Genomic DNA, 16999 nt, shown 5'->3' with positions numbered 1-16999 from the left:
CTCAGGCTCCCACCAGGCCTGCGGCCGGCGCGAACGTCGCGTCGTCGGCCTGCGCGCCCGTTGCCACGGAAAGCGACAGCCGTTGGGCGAGCTGCGACACGCATTCCGATACGCATTGCGGCGAGCACATGCCTGCCACGAAGCGGTCCGGCCGCAACAGCACGACCGACTCCGGCACCCGCGCGAACCAGTCGCGCAGGCGCGAGTCGACATCGCCGATCGCGATCACGTCTGCGGGTACGTCGTCGCGGAAGCCGAGCTGCGGGTCGGGCTTCGCGAGCACGAAGCATCCGCCGAGCGCGCTCCAGATGCGGCGCGCCTCGGGCGTCAGGCCGAAGGTCGGGTCCGTGCCCCAGCTCAGGATCGCGAAGCGGTTGCCGATCGCATCGTCGAGCCGGACGATGCTGCCATCCGCGACACGCACGCGCGGCTGGATGAACATGCGGCCCACTGGCGTCCCCGCCTGCGCATCGCGGCCGTGCACGATCCGTCCGAGCAACGATTCACGCTTCTCGCTCATCAGACCGACCAGCCTCCCGAACGCGCCGTGCCCCCGGCTGGCGATCAGCCGCGCGAGCATGCCTTCGGACCGCGCGCGTCGTGCCAGCAGCACGACGCCGTCTTCATAGCGCGGCATCGGCTTGAAACGCATCTCGACGAAGTAGCGCTTCAGGGACGGCAGCACGTCGAAGCAGCGCACGAACGCGTCGCGCACGCGCGTTCCGACGAAGCTCGTCGGCGCGAAGATGTCGCCGGCCACTTCCGACAGGTGGATCATCGAGCGCGCGTGGGCGCGCCGCTCCATCGTGTAGGTATCGAGCAGCGCGTCGCGCGCCGCGCCCTTCACGACCATCGCGAGCTTCCAGCCGAGATTGCTCGCGTCGCGAATCCCGCTGTTGTAACCCTGCCCCTGCCACACGGGCATGATGTGGGCGGCGTCGCCCGCGAGCAGGATGCGCTTCACGCGGAACACGCTCGCGAGCCGCGCGTTGTGCGTATAGACCCGCTGGCGGATGTAGTCGACCTTGTCAGGATCGTCGACCACCCCGCGCACCAGCGCCGCCATGTTCTCCGGCTTCGACAGCTCCTCCTCCGTCTCGCCCGGCATCACCATGAATTCGAAGCGCCGGATGCCGTGCGGCAGCGCCGCCGACACGTAGGGCCGCCGCGCGTCGCAATGCAGATAGACATGCGGAGAGCCGATCGGATCGTTGCGCACGTCGATCACGATCCATTGATTCGGCTTCGTGCGCCCTTCGAACGGCACGTCGAGCGTGCGGCGCACGAAGCTGTTGCCGCCGTCCGCGCCGACCATGTATGCGGCGCGGATCGTCGTGCGCACGCCGTGCGCATCGGTCGCGTCGATGGTCACGCCGCTTTCGTCCTGCGCGAAGCGGTCGACGTTGTGGCCGAGCAGCGTCGACACATGGTCGAAACGCTCGAGACCGCGGTACAGGATCTGATCGGCGAGCGGCTGGATGAAGGCGTTGCGGCGCGGCCAGCCGAACTCGTCGGTGCGCGGCTCGATCGACGCGAAGCACTTCCCATTCAGCGTGAAACGCATCCAGTGATTCGGCGTGGTGTGCGGCAGCAGCGCCTCTGCGAGGCCGACCGACTGGAATACGCGCAGTGCTTCGTCGTCGAGCCCGATGGCGCGCGGATAGTCGATGATCTGCGTGAGCTTCTCGACAACGACGACGCGCACGCCCTGCAGGCCGAGGATGTTCGCGATCATCAGGCCGACCGGGCCAGCACCGATGATCGCGACATCGGCGTCGATCGAGCGATGTGTCGTTTCGTGAGGATGAGCGCGGCCGAGGCCGGCCGCCGGTTCAAAAGCGGGGCGCATGCTTGTCTCCTGACTGGGCTTGTTCGTTGTGCTGAATCGACGCAGCGCGTGGCTGTCGCTCGTTCAGCTTATGGACGCAGTTTAGGGATGGCTGAAAACCCCCTCAACAAAATCTCAGGAATGTGCATAGAATGCACATGATTGATTTAAATGGGATTTTTTCCATGACAACCTACACAAACGTGCGCGGCCTGGCGCGCGGCCTGCAGGTGCTGCGGGCGCTGAACGCGATGGAAGACGGCCATGCAACGAGTCAGCAACTCGCCGATCTGACCGGCCTGCATCGCACCACGGTGCGCCGTCTGCTCGAGACGCTGATGGAAGAAGGTTTCGTGCGCCGCAGCACATCGGACGACAGCTTCCGCCTGACGCTCGCGGTGCGTTCGTTGAGCGAAGGATTCACCGATACCGAGCGCATCGCGACCGTGGCGCCGCCGATCATGGGTCAGTTGCTGCAGCGCGTGGCATGGCCATCCGATCTGACCACGCCCGATGGCGACGCGATGATCATCCGCGAGACGACGCATCGCTTCAGCCGGCTGTCGTTTCATCGCGCGATGGTCGGGCGGCGCCTGCCGATGTTGCTGACGGCTGCGGGCCGCGCCTACTTCGCAATGTGCCCCGACGAGGAGCGCGAGGACATTCTGGAGCTGCTGCGCTCCGGTGTGGGCGGTGACGAGCAACAGGCGTTCGCGAGAAACGATGCGCTCGTGCGCAAGCTGATCCGGCGTGTGCGCGACGACGGCTTCGGATCGAACCACGGTGACTGGACCGCGCAGGCGAAGATCGGTGCGGTGGCGGTCGCGATCAGCGCGGACGAGCGCGTGATCGCGAGTCTCAACGTCATCTTCCTGTCACGCGCGGTGCGGCTCGAAGACGCCGTGCGCCGCTATGTGCCGGAGCTGCAAAAGGCGGCACTGGATATCGCCGATGCGTTGAAGCAGGAGTCGGAAGCGCGTCCCCGCGCATCGACGTAGGATTCCGCAACGGCCGAATGTCCATCTCACCGTCGCGTCGGCACGCGACGGGGCGAATCCGCACGCAACAGCGGACGTTCATCGATGCGGGCCATCGCGACGATGCAACTGCGTGAGAACATTACTCGTCTTCTCGAGCATTCATGATCGGCGCGCGTATTCCGAACCGACGGCCGTGATTCTCGTCGTCGATGCACTCGGGTTCGAGCTCGACGGTACCGCGCGGCCGATCGCCAACGCGACGATCGATCGGGCCGCGATCGGCGGCCCACGAGCGGCTCAGTTCCACGCATGGCGTGCCGGACGCACGCCGTTCAGGTAGTAGTTGCCGACGAGGTGATATTTCCAGCGCACCGGATCGTGCAGCGTATGCGTGCGCGCGTTGCGCCAATGCCGGTCGAGATTGTGCTCGGCGAGCGTCGACTGCGTGCCGGCCAGCTCGAACAGCTTCTCTCCCGCGAGCAGCGCCACCTCGGTCGTCAGCACCTTCGCCTCGCCGACCGCGACCGATGCGCGCGCGACGTCGTCTTCGGTCACGTCGCCGCGCGCCGTGATCTCGTCGAGCGTGCGTGCCGCGCGTTCGAGCAATGCCTCGGCCGCATGCAGCTGGATGTGCAGATGGCCGATCTCGCGAATCGTCAGCGGATCGTCGACTGCACGATCGACGCCGCTGTCGACCCACGGGCGCGTGCGGGTCCGCACGAACGCCAGCGTATCGTCGATGGCCGCCTTCGCGATGCCCGCGTCGATCGCGGCCTGGATGATCTGCGACAGCGGGCCGTTGAGCGTCGGCACGTCCGACACGCGCTGCGCGGGCAGCACGTGCGACGCCGGAACGCGCACCGCATCGAGCACGACCGTGCCGCTCGCGGTCGTGCGTTGCCCGAATCCCGACCAGTCGTCGATCACGGCCAGCCCCGGCGTCGGTTGCGGCACGTACGCGAGCCATGCCTGGCGTGCGTCGTCGAGACCGAGCACCGGTACGTAATGCGCGAACAGCGCACCGGTCGAGTAGAACTTCGTGCCGTCGACGACGTAGTCGTCGCCGTCGCGGCGCACGCGCGTCTTCAGGTCGAGCACGTGCTTCGTGCCCTTCTCCGAGAACCCGTTGCCGAAGCGCTTGCCGCTCAGTATCTCCGCGAAGAAATGGCGCTTCTGCGCGTCGGTGCCGGTGAGCGCGATCACGTCGACCAGCCCGAAATGATTCTGCGGCAGCTGCCCGAGCGACGGATCGGCCGCCGCGACGATCTTGACGACCTCGGTCAGCGTGACATGCGACACGCCTGCGCCGCCGTATGCCTTCGGCACCGTGATCGCCCACAGCCCCGACTGCGAGAACCATTCGATTTCGTCGCGCGGCAGACGGCGCGTGCGATCGCGCTCGGCGGCATCTTCCGCGAGCCGCTTCGCCAGCGCGTGCGCGGCTGCGATCGCCTGCGCATCGTCGGCGATCACGCGGGCCGCGGGTGGTTGCACATCGGCTGGCTGCTCCTGAATCGTCGCGCTCGTGTCTGACATCGGGTTCTCCTGTCGAATGGCGAAAGCACTCAATCTAGCAGCGCAGCGCGGGCCGGAAAAACGAGCGATTCTCGGAACGATATTCCTCCGGATAACAAACGACCCGATCGACGCCGGCGACACGCGCTTCGGCGCCGCAATCGACGCGCCGGCGTCGCCGCATCGCGGTGCACCTGCGGTAATACCCAGCGACGATAACGATCTGCGAATCCGTTATTGGAACGCGCATGTCGCGCTTCCTATACTGGCCTCCCGGCGCAATCGGCCCGCTCTTCGAGGAACACCGCATGACTTCGTTGCACGCTGCCCCCGACCTATCCACCGGTACCGACTACGACGCACTCGCGAGCCGGTTCAGGCCGATCTTCGAGCGCATCGCCACGGGCACCGCCGAACGCGAACGCCGCCGCGAGTTGCCGCACGAGGCGATCGGCTGGTTGAAGGCCGCAGGCTTCGGCGCGGTGCGGCTGCCGGCCAGCGCCGGCGGCGCCGGCGCCTCGCTGCCGCAGCTGTTCCGGCTGCTGACCGAACTAGCCGCCGCCGATTCCAATCTGCCGCAGGCATTGCGCGGGCATTTCGCGTTCGTCGAGGACTGGCTGAACGCCCCGTCCGGGCCGCAGCGCACGACCTGGTTCGATCGCTTCGCAAGCGGCCAGCTGGTCGGCAACGCATGGTCGGAGGCCGGCGACGTGCCGCTCGGCCAGACCGTCACGAAGGTGTCGGAGCGCAACGGCCGGCTCGTGCTGAACGGCCGGAAGTTCTACAGCACGGGCAGCCTGTTCGCCGACTGGATCGACGTGTTCGCGCAGCGCGCGCACGACGGCAGCGACGTGATCGTCGCGGTCGCGACCGCGCAGCCCGGCGTGATCCGCGAGGACGACTGGGACGGCTTCGGCCAGACCACGACCGGCAGCGGCACCACGCGCTTCGAGGATGCGACCGTCGACGCCGACCACGTGATCGACTTCGCGCGCCGCTTCAAGTACCAGACCGCGTTCTACCAGTTGTTCCACGTCGCGACGCTGGCCGGCATCGGCCACGCGATCGTACGCGACGCCGGCGAGCTCGTGCGCAACCGGACGCGCGTGTACAGCCACGGCAACGCACCGCGCGCGGGCGACGACGTGCAGCTGCAGCAGGTGATCGGCGAGATCGCGTCGTGGGCGTATGCGGCCGACGCGCTCGCGCTGCGCGCCGCGCAGCCGCTGCAACAGGCCTATGAAGCGCGCTTCGGCGACGACGAAGCGACCGAGCACGCGGCGAACGTCGCGGCCGAGATCGAATCCGCGCAGAGCCAGCTCGTCGTGTCCGAACTCGTGCTGCGCGCGGCGACGCGCCGGTTCGACGCGCTCGGCGCGTCCGCGACGCGCACCACGACCGCACTCGACCGCCACTGGCGCAACGCGCGCACGGTGTCGTCGCACAATCCGCTCGTCTACAAGGCGCGGATCGTCGGCGACTGGGTCATCAACGGCCGCACGCCGCCGTTCGTCTGGCGCGTCGGCAACGGTGCGGGCACCGGCGTGGAAGCGGGAGGCGCACGATGAGCAAGACGATCCGTTTCAACGCGTTCGAGATGAACTGCGTCGGCCACCAGTCGCCGGGCCTGTGGGCGCATCCGCGCGACCGCTCGTGGCAGTACAAGGACCTCGACTACTGGACCGACCTCGCCCGCGTGCTCGAGCGCGGGATCTTCGACGCGATCTTCATCGCGGACGTGATCGGCTATTACGACGTCTACCAGGGCAGCAACTATCACGCGCTGCATCAGGCCGCGCAGATCCCGGTCAACGATCCGCTGCAGCTCGCCGCGCCGATCGCGATGGCGACCGAGCATCTCGGGATCGGCATTACCGCGTCGACGACGTTCGAGCACCCGTACACGTTCGCGCGCCGCCTGTCGACGGCCGACCATCACACGAAGGGCCGGCTCGCGTGGAACATCGTCACGTCGTACCTGGAGAGCGGCGCGAAGAACGTCGGCGACCAGGGCCTGCGCACGCACGACGACCGCTACGCGGTCGCGGCCGAATACGTCGAGGTGCTGTACAAGCTGTTCGAGGGCAGCTGGGAGGATGGCGCGGTGGTGCGCGATCGCGACGGCCGCGTGTTCACGCATCCCGAGAAAGTGCACGAGATCGGCCACAAGGGCCGCTTCTTCGACGTGCCCGGCTACCACCTGTGCGAACCGTCGCCGCAGCGCACGCCGGTGCTGTTCCAGGCCGGCGCGTCCGGCCCCGGCAAGGCGTTCGCCGCGCAGCACGCGGAATGCGTGTTCGTCGCCGCGCCCACCCGCGAGCAGCTCGCACGCTACGTGGCCGACGTGCGTGCGCAGGCTGCCGCGGCAGGCCGCGATCCGGCCAAGGTGCTGATTTACAACCTCGTCACGGTGATCGTCGACGAAACCGACGAAAAGGCGCAGGCCAAGTTCGACGAGTACCGCCGCTACGTGTCGTACGATGGCTCGCTGGTGTTCATGTCGGGCTGGACCGGCATCGACTTCGGCCAGTACGCGCCGACCGATCCCGTGCGGCGCGTCGAAACGAATGCCATCGTGTCGGCCGTCGAGCACCTGGCGGGCGGCGACACCGCGTGGACGATCGAGGCGCTGGCCACGTGGGGCGGTATCGGCGGAATGGGGCCGGTGTTCGTCGGCTCCGCCGCGACCGTCGCGGACATCCTGCAGGAATGGGTCGCGGCGACCGACGTCGACGGCTTCAATCTCGCGTATGCGGTTGCGCACGAAACCTTCGAGGATGTCGTGCGTCATCTCGTGCCCGAGTTGCAGCGCCGCGGCGTGTATCCGACCGCGTATGCGCCGGGCACGCTGCGCGAAAAGCTGTTCGGCGGCGCGGCGCGGCTGCCCGACGAGCATCCCGCCGCGCAGTTTCGCAATATCGAGCAGGTCAAGCGCGAAGCCGAGCGCGAGGCGGTCGGCGCGTAGCGGGATGTCGAGGCCGGTCTGCCCGCGTGCGGGCCGACCGGCTGCAATACCAACGGCTTCGTGCGGTTCGACGAAGCCGTTGGCGCTTTTCGGGGCGGTCGATGCCCCGCGCGTTCACGCGACGCTTTCGTCGTCGATGTCGTGCGCCGTCGGTTCGTACCGCACGATCAGCAGGAACGCGATCGGCGTGACCGCGCTGACCGCGACGACCCAGAACATGTCGGTGCCGAGACGCGCCTGCAGGATCGGCAGCACGAACAGCGCGAGCGCCTGGCCGATGCCGCACAGCGAGCGTCCGAAGCCGACGCCGGTGCCGCGGATCGCGGCCGGATACGACAGCGTCGGATAGATCATCATCTGCGCACCGGGGCCGAATCCTTCGGCGAACAGCCAGGTCCCGAGCATCAGCAGCACGACGCCCACCGCGATCGCGCCGTGCGGATGCCCGGCGAGCGCCAGCGCGACCAGCGCGATCGTCTGCAGCGCGAAGCCCGCGATCGCGACGTGGCGCGACGGATAGCGATACGCGAGGCGCATGCCCAGCAAGCCGCCGGTGAACGCGAACAGCACGTTCAGCGCGAGCGAGGCCGCGATCGTTTCGAACACGCCCGCGCCGAGAAACTGCGACAGGATCGACGGCAGGAAGAACGCGATCGCCGTGTACTCGAACGGAATGCACAGGTTCATCGCGCTGGCGACGATCGTGCGGCCGAGATACGGGCGCTGGAACAGCACGCGGATCCGCACGGGCGGCGGACTCGGCTCGCGCCGCGCATCGTCGGCCTCATGCGCGTGAATGCCGTACGACTCGCGCAGGATGCGCGCGGCATCGGCCAGGTCGCCCTGGTTCGCGGCCCACAGCGGCGATTCGTTCATGAACCGGTTGCGGAACAGGATGATGACGAGCGCCGGCACCGCCCCGAAGATCAGCGATGCGCGCCACAGCCATCCCGCATGCTCGGCCGGCAACAGGAAATACAGGCCGAAGATCAGCAGGAAGCAGACCGACGACGCGACGTACCACATCGGGCACCACGCCGCGAGCCGCGACGCCTTGTTGCCGCGCCCGTTGAACTTCGAGAATTCCGCGAGAAACGCCATCGCGACGGGCAGGTCGATGCCGACGCCGAGCCCCATCACGAAGCGGGCCGCGATCAGCACCCAGACGTTCGGCGCGAGGCCGGCCGCGATCGCCGCGACCACGAAGAACAGCATGTCGGCCATGAACACCTGATAGCGGCCGATCCGGTCGGTCAGCCAGCCGCCGATCAGGCTGCCGAAGATCGTGCCGATCATGATCGCCGAACCGACGAGCCCGGTCAGCGCGGGCGTCAGCCCGAATTCGCGCGCGACGTCGTCGATGCCGTAGGACAGCGTCGTGAGGTCGTACGCGTCGAGAAACACGCCGCCGAGCGCCAGCAGCACGATCATCCGCGCATGGCTGACCGAACTGTCCACGGTATTGATCAGGCGCGCGACGTCGCTGGCCGAGCGGATGGGAGCGGAAACCGGTGTGGCAGGGCTTAGATCGATCGAACTCATCGCATTCCTTGGGGTTTGGCGGAATGCACGCCGAGGCCGGCGTGGAGCCGGAGCCCAGGCTGGTGCATTCGCGATCGGCAGGATTTCGACGGAACGCGGGCGCGTCGACAGGCTGACGTGATTGCGTTCCGGCAGCGGGCATTCTGTTCCGCCGATCCCGGTATCCCAAGCGATATAAAGCGATAAATTAATCGGGCTGCGTCATAACGTTGGCCGGCTGGCGCGCTCGGCAGGAGCGCTTGTCGACGATCTTCGTCAGCGCCGCGTCGATGTCCTGACGGTCTAGCCGACCGACGCCCCACTCCGTCCGGAAACCTCGATCCCCTCCTCTATCGTTCAACGTGGAATTCCTGGGAATGCGCAGGCATTTCAGGAAGAAGATCGCATGCGCTGGCCGAACTGCTTACGATGTCGTTCGCTTTGGCAATGACAGGAGCGTCCACCATTTTTCCATCGACGCTAATGGCCGAGCCGTCGCTTTCCTGAACGGCAGCAAGGACTCGTCGCGCCCACGCGAGCTCTTCCGGGCAAGGGCGCAGAGCCGCGTGTACATGCTCGATCTGTTTTGGGTGGATGCACAGCTTGCCCCTGAAACCGAGATTGCGGGCTCGAACCGTGTCGCTGCGGATCCGCTGAGCGTCATCGATTGCAGCAGTGACTCCGTCCACCGGGGCCGCGATGCCGGCAATCCGTGACGCGATGGTCAGTTGTGAGCGGAAATACACGAGTTCATCGCCGTCACCTTGAATACCGGTGTCGACCTGAAAGTCCAAGGTGCCAAACAAGAGGCGCGCGACTTTCGGCGCCTTCGCCAGCGAGCGGAGGTCGTCAAATGCAACCGCGGTCTCGATGAGCGGCAGCAACACCGCTTCATCGGAGATCTCGTTCGCGAGGTTCGAGAGCAGGTCGGCTCGCTCGGCCTTGGGGACCACGATGCCCTGCAGGCTCGGGCAGGTCCGAAGGGCCGCTATATCGTCCTGGTACCACGCGGTACCGACCGCGTTCGCTCGGACGTACGCTCGCCCGCCTTTTCCAAGCCACGACACGACGGCGTCACGAGCCTGCGCTTTCGCGGTGGATGGCACGGCGTCTTCAAGGTCGAGGATGACTGCGTCTGCGCCCGCAGCGCACGCCTTGTCGAATCGTTCCGGTCGATTGCCGGGAACGAACAAATAGGATCTCGGATACATAAGATTTGTCCTGGAGGTGAGCGGGCGTCCTGATGAGACGCGACCGCAGTGGCATCGCGACAAGCGATCGAGAGCGCCCGCTGCTTTCCTTAGTGCGCAGCCTCTACGAGACGCTCCGATACCGCCTTCGGTTCGACCGTCCGTTGCCGGCCGAGGAAGAACGCGGCGCAGGCGCTGACGAGAGACATGGCCGCGAGAAAAGCGGCAACGGCGTATGCGGAATGGAACGTCTGAAACAGCCACAGCGAAATCATCGGCGCGGGGCCGCCGGCAATGATCGAGGCGCCCTGGTATCCGAGCGACGCACCGCTGTAGCGAATGCCGGGAGGAAACGACTCGGCGATGAAGGCGGCCTGCGACCCGTAGAGCGCCGCATGAATGACCATGATGATGACCGTGCCCGCAATGACGGCGAGCGGAATCTTCGTATTGAGCAACGCGAAGTACGGGAAAGCGAACAGCATCATGCAGACGGCTGCCGACATGTAGGTCTTGCGACGGCCGATACGGTCCGCCAGATGCCCAAAGTACGGCAACGCGAAACACGCGACAACGGCGGCAATCAACACCGCGTTCAGGATGAACCCCTTGCCGAGGCCGAGGTTCTTCGAGCCGTACAGCATGGCGAACGACGTGAGCATGTAGAACGCGGCCTGTTCGCCGGGACGGACGAGTGCCGACAGCAATATCGCCTTCCACTCGGTTCTAATGGCTTCCCGAACAGGACTCCTGGTGCGGTCGACCGACTGGTTGGCCTCGACGAAATCCCTGGTCTCCGGCACGCCCATGCGAATCAGCAGGCCGAACACCAGAAGCACACCGCTTGCATAGAAGGGAACTCGCCAGCCGAAGTCCATCAGCGAGTCGCCGCTCAAGCGGCTGCAGACGCTCCAGACCAGCACCGAGATGACGAGGCCGAGCGGTACGCCGACATTCGGCAGCGACGCCATGAAGCCGCGACGCTTGCCTTGATGACTCTCCATCGAGAGGAGCACGGCGCCGCCCCACTCGCCGCCTACGCCGATTCCCTGGAGGAACCGAAGTCCGACGAGCAGCCAGCCGGCAGCGGGTCCGATCTGTTGCGTGGTGGGCAGCAAGCCCACGAGCAACGTCGCGACGCCCATCAAGGTCAGCGTGGCGACGAGCGTCGATTTGCGGCCCACACGGTCGCCCATGTACCCGAAGATGGCGCCGCCCAAGGGGCGCGACAGAAAGCCCACGAAAATCGTGGCGAACGACTCCATGAGGCCTTCCGAGCTGCCGTGTGCAAAGAACAGCCTCGGGAAAATCAGGGCGGCTGCGGTGCCGTAGATGAAGAAGTCGTACCACTCGATCGTGGTGCCTATGACGCTTGCGATTGCGGCGCGGCGCTCAATGCGCTTCGAGTCCTTCGACTGGGTCGAGGCAACGGCCTGACCATGACGGGCGTTCGGGTGCATCTATGTCTCCAATCTTGAGAAATTTTGTCGAGGCAGGCGTGTGTGCGTTCAGAACGAGGCTTCGGCTCGCATGGACACTGCACCGCCGGGCAAGCTCACCCAGACGACGAGCTGGTCGCCGTCTGGCGCGGCGTTGAGCTCCAATTCGTTGCCCAGTAGCGACGGCTGAACGCCGCGATAATGGAACTGCTTCAGGCGACGTCCGCTCACTTCCTCGGCGAAGCTCGCAAGGAGCGTTGCGTTGAGGGGGCCGTGAATCACGAGATTCGGATAGCCTTCGACCGCTCGGCAGTAGTCGGCGTCGTAATGAATGCGATGGCCGTTGAACGTCAGCGCGGAGTAGCGGAACAGCATCGTCGAATCGGGTTTCACGCGACGCGTCCGCTGCGGTGGCGGCATGTTCGTTTGCGCAGGTGTAGCACCGGCCTTCGACGCTTCCTTGTAGACAATGTCGTGGTGCTCGGTGACAAGCACCTCCCCTTCGCGCACGACTTCATGCAGGACGGTCACGAAGACGAGTTCGCCACTGCGTCCTTGTTTGTGTTCGACCGATGCGATGCTTGAACGCCTTTCCACTTCTGCGCCAAGCGGCAGGTCGCCATGAAATTCGAGCTTGCCGCCGGCCCACATGCGGTTCGGCAACGGCACGGGAGGCAGGAAGCCGCCTCGTGCGGGGTGTCCATCTCGGCCGAGCGCCGAAGGCGCCTCACCGCTCAGGAAATAGAGCCAATGCCAAAGCGGAGGCAAGCGTGCGCCGTCGACGAAGCCGGACTGCGGAATGCCGAGCGTCGCGGCCATCAGCCGCGCGTGACGCGACGACAGGACGTCACGGCTGCACTCGCTCTTGCCGATCCATTCGCGCAGGTGCGCAATATCGACGCCGCTCATGCGAATTCTCCCACTTGCTTCGTGGCGAACTCGGCCCGAATGCGCTCCGTGTGTTCACCCAATCGAGGCGCTGCATCAAAGTGCCGGCTGTCCCACGGCGCGCGAACCGCCGGCGCAATCATGCGCAATTCTTCGCCGTCGACCGTCATCGGCCACGTCCGCAGCGCAGGGTGTTCAGCCATCTGGGCAACCGAGCGAACCTGACCGTAGGCGGTGTTCGAAGCTGCCAGGCGTTGCAGTGCTTCACTGGAGTCGAGCCTCGCGAACGCTTCGGCAATCACCCGATCGAGGGCTTCGCGGTTTTGCACGCGCTTCGTGTTGGACGAGAAGCGCGAGTCTTCTGCCACGTCCGGTTGCTGCAGGAACGCCGAGCAGAACTGGCGCCACTCGCGCTCGTTCTGAATGCTGATGACGATGTCGTCGCCGTCGTTGGTCTTGAAAGCGCCATACGGCGCAATGGAAGGATGCTTCAGCCCCTGACGCGTAGGCGCTCCGTTTCCGTAAACCTGGTGAACATAGGGAATCGTCATCCAGTCCGCCGCGCCGTCGAACAACGAAACCGAGACACCCGAGCCCTTGCCCGTGCTCGAGCGAAGCGCGAGCGCCGACAGCACTGCAATGGTCGCGTTCATCCCCGCGCCGATGTCGCAGATGGAAACGCCCACGCGCCCGCACGCATCCGGTGCGCCCGTGATACCCGCGAGACCGCTTTCGCACTGCACGAGAAGGTCGTACGCCTTGAGATTGCTCGCGGCGTTGTTCGTGCCGTAGCCGCTGATATCGCACGTGATCAGACCCGTGTGCATTTCGCGCAGTTTTTCACTGCCGAATCCAGCTCGATCCAATGCGCCGGGAGCCAGGTTCTGAACGAAGACGTCGGCCTGCGCAATCAGCCGATGCAGGAGCGCGGCGTCATCGGCGTCCTTGAAGTCCAGCACGACCGATTCCTTGCCGCGATTCGTCCACACGAAATACGACGATTGGCCGTTCGCGGCCGCGTCGTAGCCACGCGCGAAATCGCCTTCCGCGCGCTCGATCTTGATGACTCGCGCCCCCATTTCGGCCAAGCGACCGGTGCACAGAGGCGCGGCCAGGGCTTGTTCGATGGAGACGACGACTACGCCGGCGAGCGGCTTCGCCGACGGTGTTTCAGCAACTGATGCGACCATCACTGCCTTCCTGAGTTGGGATGATGGCTATCAGTATCGGAAAACGCCGCGGTCGATTACAGCGAGATTTCACGAAGGGATCGTTCGTGATTAACGAAATCGTGCAATGCAGCAATCGCCGGCATGCATGCCAGCTAGTACTCCTGTGCTATAAAGCCGGCATCATCTTCGCGAAATTCGAACACGATGAGCTATGACTTGACTGACCTGAAGGTGTTCGTCGCCGTCGCCGAAGAGGGCAACGTCTCGCGCGGCGCTGAACGCTGCCACCTTGCGCCATCGTCCGCGAGCCTTCGCGTGAAGAATCTTGAAGACTCGGTAGGCGTGACGTTGCTGAGCCGGCATCCGAGAGGCGTCGCGCTGACGGCGGCGGGCCAGGTGCTCGTGGAGCACGCACGGCGTTGTCTCGCTCAACTCGACCAGATGCGCTCGGATCTTTTGCCTTTCGCCGAAGGACTGACCGGGCACGTCACCGTATTCGCCAACAACAACGCGATCAGCTCCCATCTGCCGGACGATCTCGCTCGTTTCTTCGCGGCGTTCCCGAGCGTGCGCATCACACTGGAAGAAAGACTCAGCCACGACATCGTGGGCGCCGTGGTGGCCGGTCGAGCGGACGTGGGTGTGGTGGCATTGGAATCCGAGCATTCGGCGCTGCGATTCGTACCGTACAAGAAGGACCAGCTGGTCTTGCTCGCGCCCGTGACGCACGCGCTCGCGAGGCAAAGCGAAGTCAGCTTCGCGGCGTGCCTGGGTCAGCCGTTCATCAGTCTGCAATCAGGGGCTGCGCTGCACACCTTTCTGGTGAATCATGCCGCCGCGCTCGACGGACGACTCGACATTCGCGTGCAGGTATCCGGTTATCGGGCTATCGCTCGGCTCGTATCGTCGGGAGCCGGAATCGGCATCGTTCCGCGGACGGCGATTGAATCATCCGACGAAGGCAAGGTCGCGGTCATCCCGCTAATCGAGCCCTGGTCTCAGCGCAATCTCCACGTCTGCGTACAGCGCAATCCGGCGGAGAAGAACCTGTACCGCGACAAGCTGATCAGCATGCTGTGCCATCCTTCGGAGTGATACGCCAAGGTGTGGCTTGGTCTAGCTATCGTCCTTCAGCATGATGAATCAGCTGACTGCCGCCTTGCGACTTCGCCCGATATAGCGCCTGATCTGCCGCTGCGAGCAAATCGGTGAGTGAAGGCACCTCGGAATTCGACGTCGCCAGGCCAATGCTGACGGTTGCGGAAATCCGATGATCGTCGGCGCTGTGGACCATCCTGGCAAACTGGCTCGCAATGCTTTCGCCGATCTCGTTCGCGCGATGGCTGTCGTGATCGGGCAGCAGAGCAGCGAATTCTTCACCACCGATGCGCGCCAGAATCGTGTTCGCGTCGGTACTGGCGCGAACCACGCCCGCGAACGATCTCAGCACCTCGTCGCCGGTTTTGTGCCCATAGCGATCGTTGATCTTCTTGAAGTGGTCGAGATCAAATGCAAGGAGCGTGACCGGGCGTCGACGTATCGCGCAATCGTTGATGATTCGCTCCCCCTCTTCGAAGAACAGCCTGCGATTTCCCAGGCGCGTCAGGTAATCCGTACGGGACTCTTGCAGGAGTTCGCCGTGAACCTCCTCGCGGGTGAGCCGAAGTAGCGTCATCGGCAAAACGACCGAATAGAGCACGCCTTCGTACATCGTGATCTTGCTCGAAATCGACAGTGCGCTCGCTCCAAAGACCGGGACCACCCAAGGCAGGACGAAGGCTCTGGCAGCGTAGAACAGTGCATGGACGCCCGTCACCGCCACAGCGACGCGTCGAGCTTGAACGGCCGGCATCCCGTCGCGTCGTGTCAGTTCGAGGGCCGTCATCGCGGAGACGAGCGCGATGGGCAGCGCGCTGGCATAGAGCCATACGGCGGCCTGCCCGCGCGCGCCGGCCGCCGCCCAGGTCAACCCCATCAAGATCAGCAGGCCGATCGAGCCTGCGAGATACCGCCGGCCGTTGAACATTGCCACAGCGCGCAGAACCAGTAGATAGCCGCTCAGAATCACGAGATTGCTTACAGCCGCGCCCGCGGCGCCCAGCAGTTCAAGCCGGAACGCGGCCACGGCGCAACCGATCCCGAGCGTCGCATATCCGGCCGCCAGCATTCGCAGTTCGTTGCTGCGCTTGGGATGCGATACGTGCTCCCAATATGTCATGGCGGAACTGGCCCACAAGGTGCCGATCACTAGAAGGTAGAGGGTAGCCAGATCGACTTTCATCGCCGTCGTCAACGCGGTATCCCCGCCACGACGAGGAAAAGGTTAAGGGTCTATCGAGATTACGGCAAATGCGTCGGATTCTTGAAAAATCTCGTGGACGCGGCGGTCTGCAGCGGGATGCCACGGGACGCGGTGTCATGTAGCCCCGATTCCGAGGCGGGCGACGTCATGCATCGCTCGTAGACCAAAATAAAGCCGCCACCGTCGGGGATGCGGAGATGTCGCCTCGCCCGTCGCCGTTGACCAGACATCCGAAACCCTGCGGAAGTCGTGAGGCTGCACGCCGCGCAATAAGGTTGTCACTGAGCGCGGCATTGCAAAGACCCAGCTATTTGTATGAAGCCGCGGCAGACCACCATCGACTTCTATGACTGCCCGGCCAGTGGCATGGCAAAGAGGCGTTCATCCCACACCACGGGTCGAGGATCTGTCACGACGATTCGCGCCGCGTCGGGATGTGCCGGATTCACCAGCACGTCGAACGCTGCCCGGACGACGACGGAAGGGACGGCGCAGACTTCGGCAGGCCGTCGCGCACGAGCGCCTCCAATTCCGCCAGCGTGTGCGGGACCGGCTGCAACTCCATGACCGCAGCCACGGCTTCAGGGGTGACGAGCAACATGGCGGCTCCCTGGCAGGTATCAAATGATGCGCGATTATAGTCAATCTGATACCGGAGCCACGCGGATTCGCCGACGGCGGAATCGGGCGCAGCGGACGATCGGCTGGCACGAAGCCATCCAGTCTCGCCATCGTGAACATCGTCTCGGTGCAGCTGTCCGCTCCGCACATCGCTTCGGTCCCGGCGTGGTCGGCCTCCCTGTTTCGACGTTTACCGCTCCAGCCGGATGACCACGCCGGGCGCTAATCGGCCGACGCATCCGGCGCGCGCGGCGTCTCGCCGGCGTGCTGGATCCAGCCGCCGCCCAGCGCACGATACAGATCGACGAGGTTGGTCCAGCGCGCGAGGCGCGCGCTGATCAGCGACTGCTGCGCGGAATACAGATCCGTCTGCGCGGTCAGCACCGACAGATAGCTGTCGACACCGTTCTTGTAACGCAGGTCCGACAGATCGAAGCGACGCTGCTGCGCATGCTCGTTGCGCTCGAGCGCGGCGATCTGCAGATCGTACGTGCCGCGCGCGGCAAGACCGTCCGACACCTCGCGGAACGCCGACTGGATCGCCTTCTCGTAGTTCGCGATCTCGATGCGCTTCTGCA

At 65.2% G+C, this 16999-nt stretch carries 14 protein-coding genes and 1 pseudogene; 4 read left to right on the top strand and 11 right to left on the bottom strand.

The genetic code is table 11. The annotated features are described in order from the left end of the window. Window position 1: 1 nt before the first annotated feature. Window positions 2-1849: a bifunctional 3-(3-hydroxy-phenyl)propionate/3-hydroxycinnamic acid hydroxylase gene (locus tag C3Y15_RS20960; protein WP_069240390.1), complete on the bottom strand. Its 1848-nt coding sequence runs from the start codon at window positions 1847-1849 to the stop codon at window positions 2-4. Window positions 1850-2013: 164 nt separating this feature from the next. Between C3Y15_RS20960 and C3Y15_RS20955 the strand changes: the two genes are divergently transcribed. Next, on the top strand, window positions 2014-2826 hold the full coding sequence (locus C3Y15_RS20955) for a DNA-binding transcriptional regulator (protein ID WP_069240391.1): 813 nt from the start codon (window positions 2014-2016) through the stop codon (window positions 2824-2826). 279 nt (window positions 2827-3105) lie between these two features. Here C3Y15_RS20955 and C3Y15_RS20950 read toward each other — a convergent pair whose 3' ends face one another. Further along, complete coding sequence (locus C3Y15_RS20950) at window positions 3106-4344, bottom strand: SfnB family sulfur acquisition oxidoreductase (protein ID WP_011882655.1); 1239 nt, start codon at window positions 4342-4344, stop codon at window positions 3106-3108. A 287-nt stretch (window positions 4345-4631) separates the two neighbouring features. Here C3Y15_RS20950 and C3Y15_RS20945 point away from each other — a divergent pair, with 287 nt between their 5' ends. Further along, complete coding sequence (locus C3Y15_RS20945; RefSeq protein ID WP_069240392.1) at window positions 4632-5891, top strand: acyl-CoA dehydrogenase family protein; 1260 nt, start codon at window positions 4632-4634, stop codon at window positions 5889-5891. Beyond that, complete coding sequence (locus C3Y15_RS20940; RefSeq protein WP_011882657.1) at window positions 5888-7288, top strand: LLM class flavin-dependent oxidoreductase; 1401 nt, start codon at window positions 5888-5890, stop codon at window positions 7286-7288. The genes C3Y15_RS20945 and C3Y15_RS20940 overlap by 4 nt, the downstream gene beginning before the upstream one ends. A gap of 114 nt (window positions 7289-7402) precedes the next feature. Here C3Y15_RS20940 and C3Y15_RS20935 read toward each other — a convergent pair whose 3' ends face one another. From C3Y15_RS20935 to C3Y15_RS20915, 5 genes are all read right to left on the bottom strand, one after another. Next, the gene (locus C3Y15_RS20935; protein WP_034194530.1) at window positions 7403-8830 is read right to left on the bottom strand and encodes an MFS transporter; all 1428 of its coding nucleotides are present in this window, start codon (window positions 8828-8830) and stop codon (window positions 7403-7405) included. Between the two features lie 329 nt (window positions 8831-9159). Further along, complete coding sequence (locus C3Y15_RS20930; RefSeq protein ID WP_069240393.1) at window positions 9160-10020, bottom strand: CoA ester lyase; 861 nt, start codon at window positions 10018-10020, stop codon at window positions 9160-9162. 89 nt (window positions 10021-10109) lie between these two features. After that, complete coding sequence (locus C3Y15_RS20925) at window positions 10110-11459, bottom strand: MFS transporter (RefSeq protein ID WP_045577790.1); 1350 nt, start codon at window positions 11457-11459, stop codon at window positions 10110-10112. 48 nt (window positions 11460-11507) lie between these two features. Beyond that, a complete protein-coding gene (locus C3Y15_RS20920; RefSeq protein WP_045577789.1) occupies window positions 11508-12347 on the bottom strand; it encodes a MaoC family dehydratase N-terminal domain-containing protein in 840 nt (279 codons plus the stop codon). Then, the gene (locus tag C3Y15_RS20915; RefSeq protein WP_069240394.1) at window positions 12344-13516 is read right to left on the bottom strand and encodes a CaiB/BaiF CoA-transferase family protein; all 1173 of its coding nucleotides are present in this window, start codon (window positions 13514-13516) and stop codon (window positions 12344-12346) included. Before C3Y15_RS20915 ends, C3Y15_RS20920 begins: the two co-directional genes overlap by 4 nt. A 198-nt stretch (window positions 13517-13714) precedes the next feature. Between C3Y15_RS20915 and C3Y15_RS20910 the strand changes: the two genes are divergently transcribed. Then, a complete protein-coding gene (locus tag C3Y15_RS20910) occupies window positions 13715-14593 on the top strand; it encodes a LysR family transcriptional regulator (protein ID WP_224019615.1) in 879 nt (292 codons plus the stop codon). Window positions 14594-14618: 25 nt separating this feature from the next. On the opposite strand, the gene C3Y15_RS20905 is transcribed toward C3Y15_RS20910, so the two are convergent. From C3Y15_RS20905 to C3Y15_RS20895, 4 genes and pseudogenes are all read right to left on the bottom strand, one after another. Then, window positions 14619-15779, bottom strand: coding sequence for a GGDEF domain-containing protein (locus tag C3Y15_RS20905; RefSeq protein WP_059562585.1), 1161 nt, complete (start codon window positions 15777-15779; stop codon window positions 14619-14621). A gap of 365 nt (window positions 15780-16144) precedes the next feature. Further along, window positions 16145-16288, bottom strand: a pseudogene (locus C3Y15_RS32365) (RES domain-containing protein); the annotation flags it as partial. Beyond that, on the bottom strand, window positions 16246-16401 hold the full coding sequence (locus C3Y15_RS31810; protein WP_155121979.1) for a hypothetical protein: 156 nt from the start codon (window positions 16399-16401) through the stop codon (window positions 16246-16248). The pseudogene C3Y15_RS32365 and the gene C3Y15_RS31810, both read right to left, overlap by 43 nt. 242 nt (window positions 16402-16643) lie before the next feature. Beyond that, window positions 16644-16999, bottom strand: a 356-nt coding sequence (locus C3Y15_RS20895) for a TolC family protein (protein WP_134206861.1), incomplete at its 5' end; no start/stop codon positions are given.

The organism is Burkholderia sp. B10 (assembly GCF_004368385.1).
Classification (GTDB): Bacteria; Pseudomonadota; Gammaproteobacteria; order Burkholderiales; family Burkholderiaceae; genus Burkholderia; species Burkholderia vietnamiensis.
Note: the sequence above shows the minus strand (reverse complement) of the source record. Positions and strands in the feature narration are given on the sequence as shown.

Bases quoted from the DNA above. Each gene is read 5' to 3' on its own strand.
- C3Y15_RS20955 (WP_069240391.1), top strand. From the start codon at position 2,014: ATGACAACCTACACAAACGTGCGCGGCCTGGCGCGCGGCCTGCAGGTG.
- C3Y15_RS20940 (WP_011882657.1), top strand. From the start codon at position 5,888: ATGAGCAAGACGATCCGTTTCAACGCGTTCGAGATGAACTGCGTCGGC.
- C3Y15_RS20935 (WP_034194530.1), bottom strand. From the start codon at position 8,830: ATGAGTTCGATCGATCTAAGCCCTGCCACACCGGTTTCCGCTCCCATC.
- C3Y15_RS20950 (WP_011882655.1), bottom strand. From the start codon at position 4,344: ATGTCAGACACGAGCGCGACGATTCAGGAGCAGCCAGCCGATGTGCAA.
- C3Y15_RS31810 (WP_155121979.1), bottom strand. From the start codon at position 16,401: ATGTTGCTCGTCACCCCTGAAGCCGTGGCTGCGGTCATGGAGTTGCAG.
- C3Y15_RS20915 (WP_069240394.1), bottom strand. From the start codon at position 13,516: ATGGTCGCATCAGTTGCTGAAACACCGTCGGCGAAGCCGCTCGCCGGC.
- C3Y15_RS20945 (WP_069240392.1), top strand. From the start codon at position 4,632: ATGACTTCGTTGCACGCTGCCCCCGACCTATCCACCGGTACCGACTAC.
- C3Y15_RS20905 (WP_059562585.1), bottom strand. From the start codon at position 15,779: ATGAAAGTCGATCTGGCTACCCTCTACCTTCTAGTGATCGGCACCTTG.
- C3Y15_RS20920 (WP_045577789.1), bottom strand. From the start codon at position 12,347: ATGAGCGGCGTCGATATTGCGCACCTGCGCGAATGGATCGGCAAGAGC.
- C3Y15_RS20925 (WP_045577790.1), bottom strand. From the start codon at position 11,459: ATGCACCCGAACGCCCGTCATGGTCAGGCCGTTGCCTCGACCCAGTCG.
- C3Y15_RS20930 (WP_069240393.1), bottom strand. From the start codon at position 10,020: ATGTATCCGAGATCCTATTTGTTCGTTCCCGGCAATCGACCGGAACGA.
- C3Y15_RS20960 (WP_069240390.1), bottom strand. From the start codon at position 1,849: ATGCGCCCCGCTTTTGAACCGGCGGCCGGCCTCGGCCGCGCTCATCCT.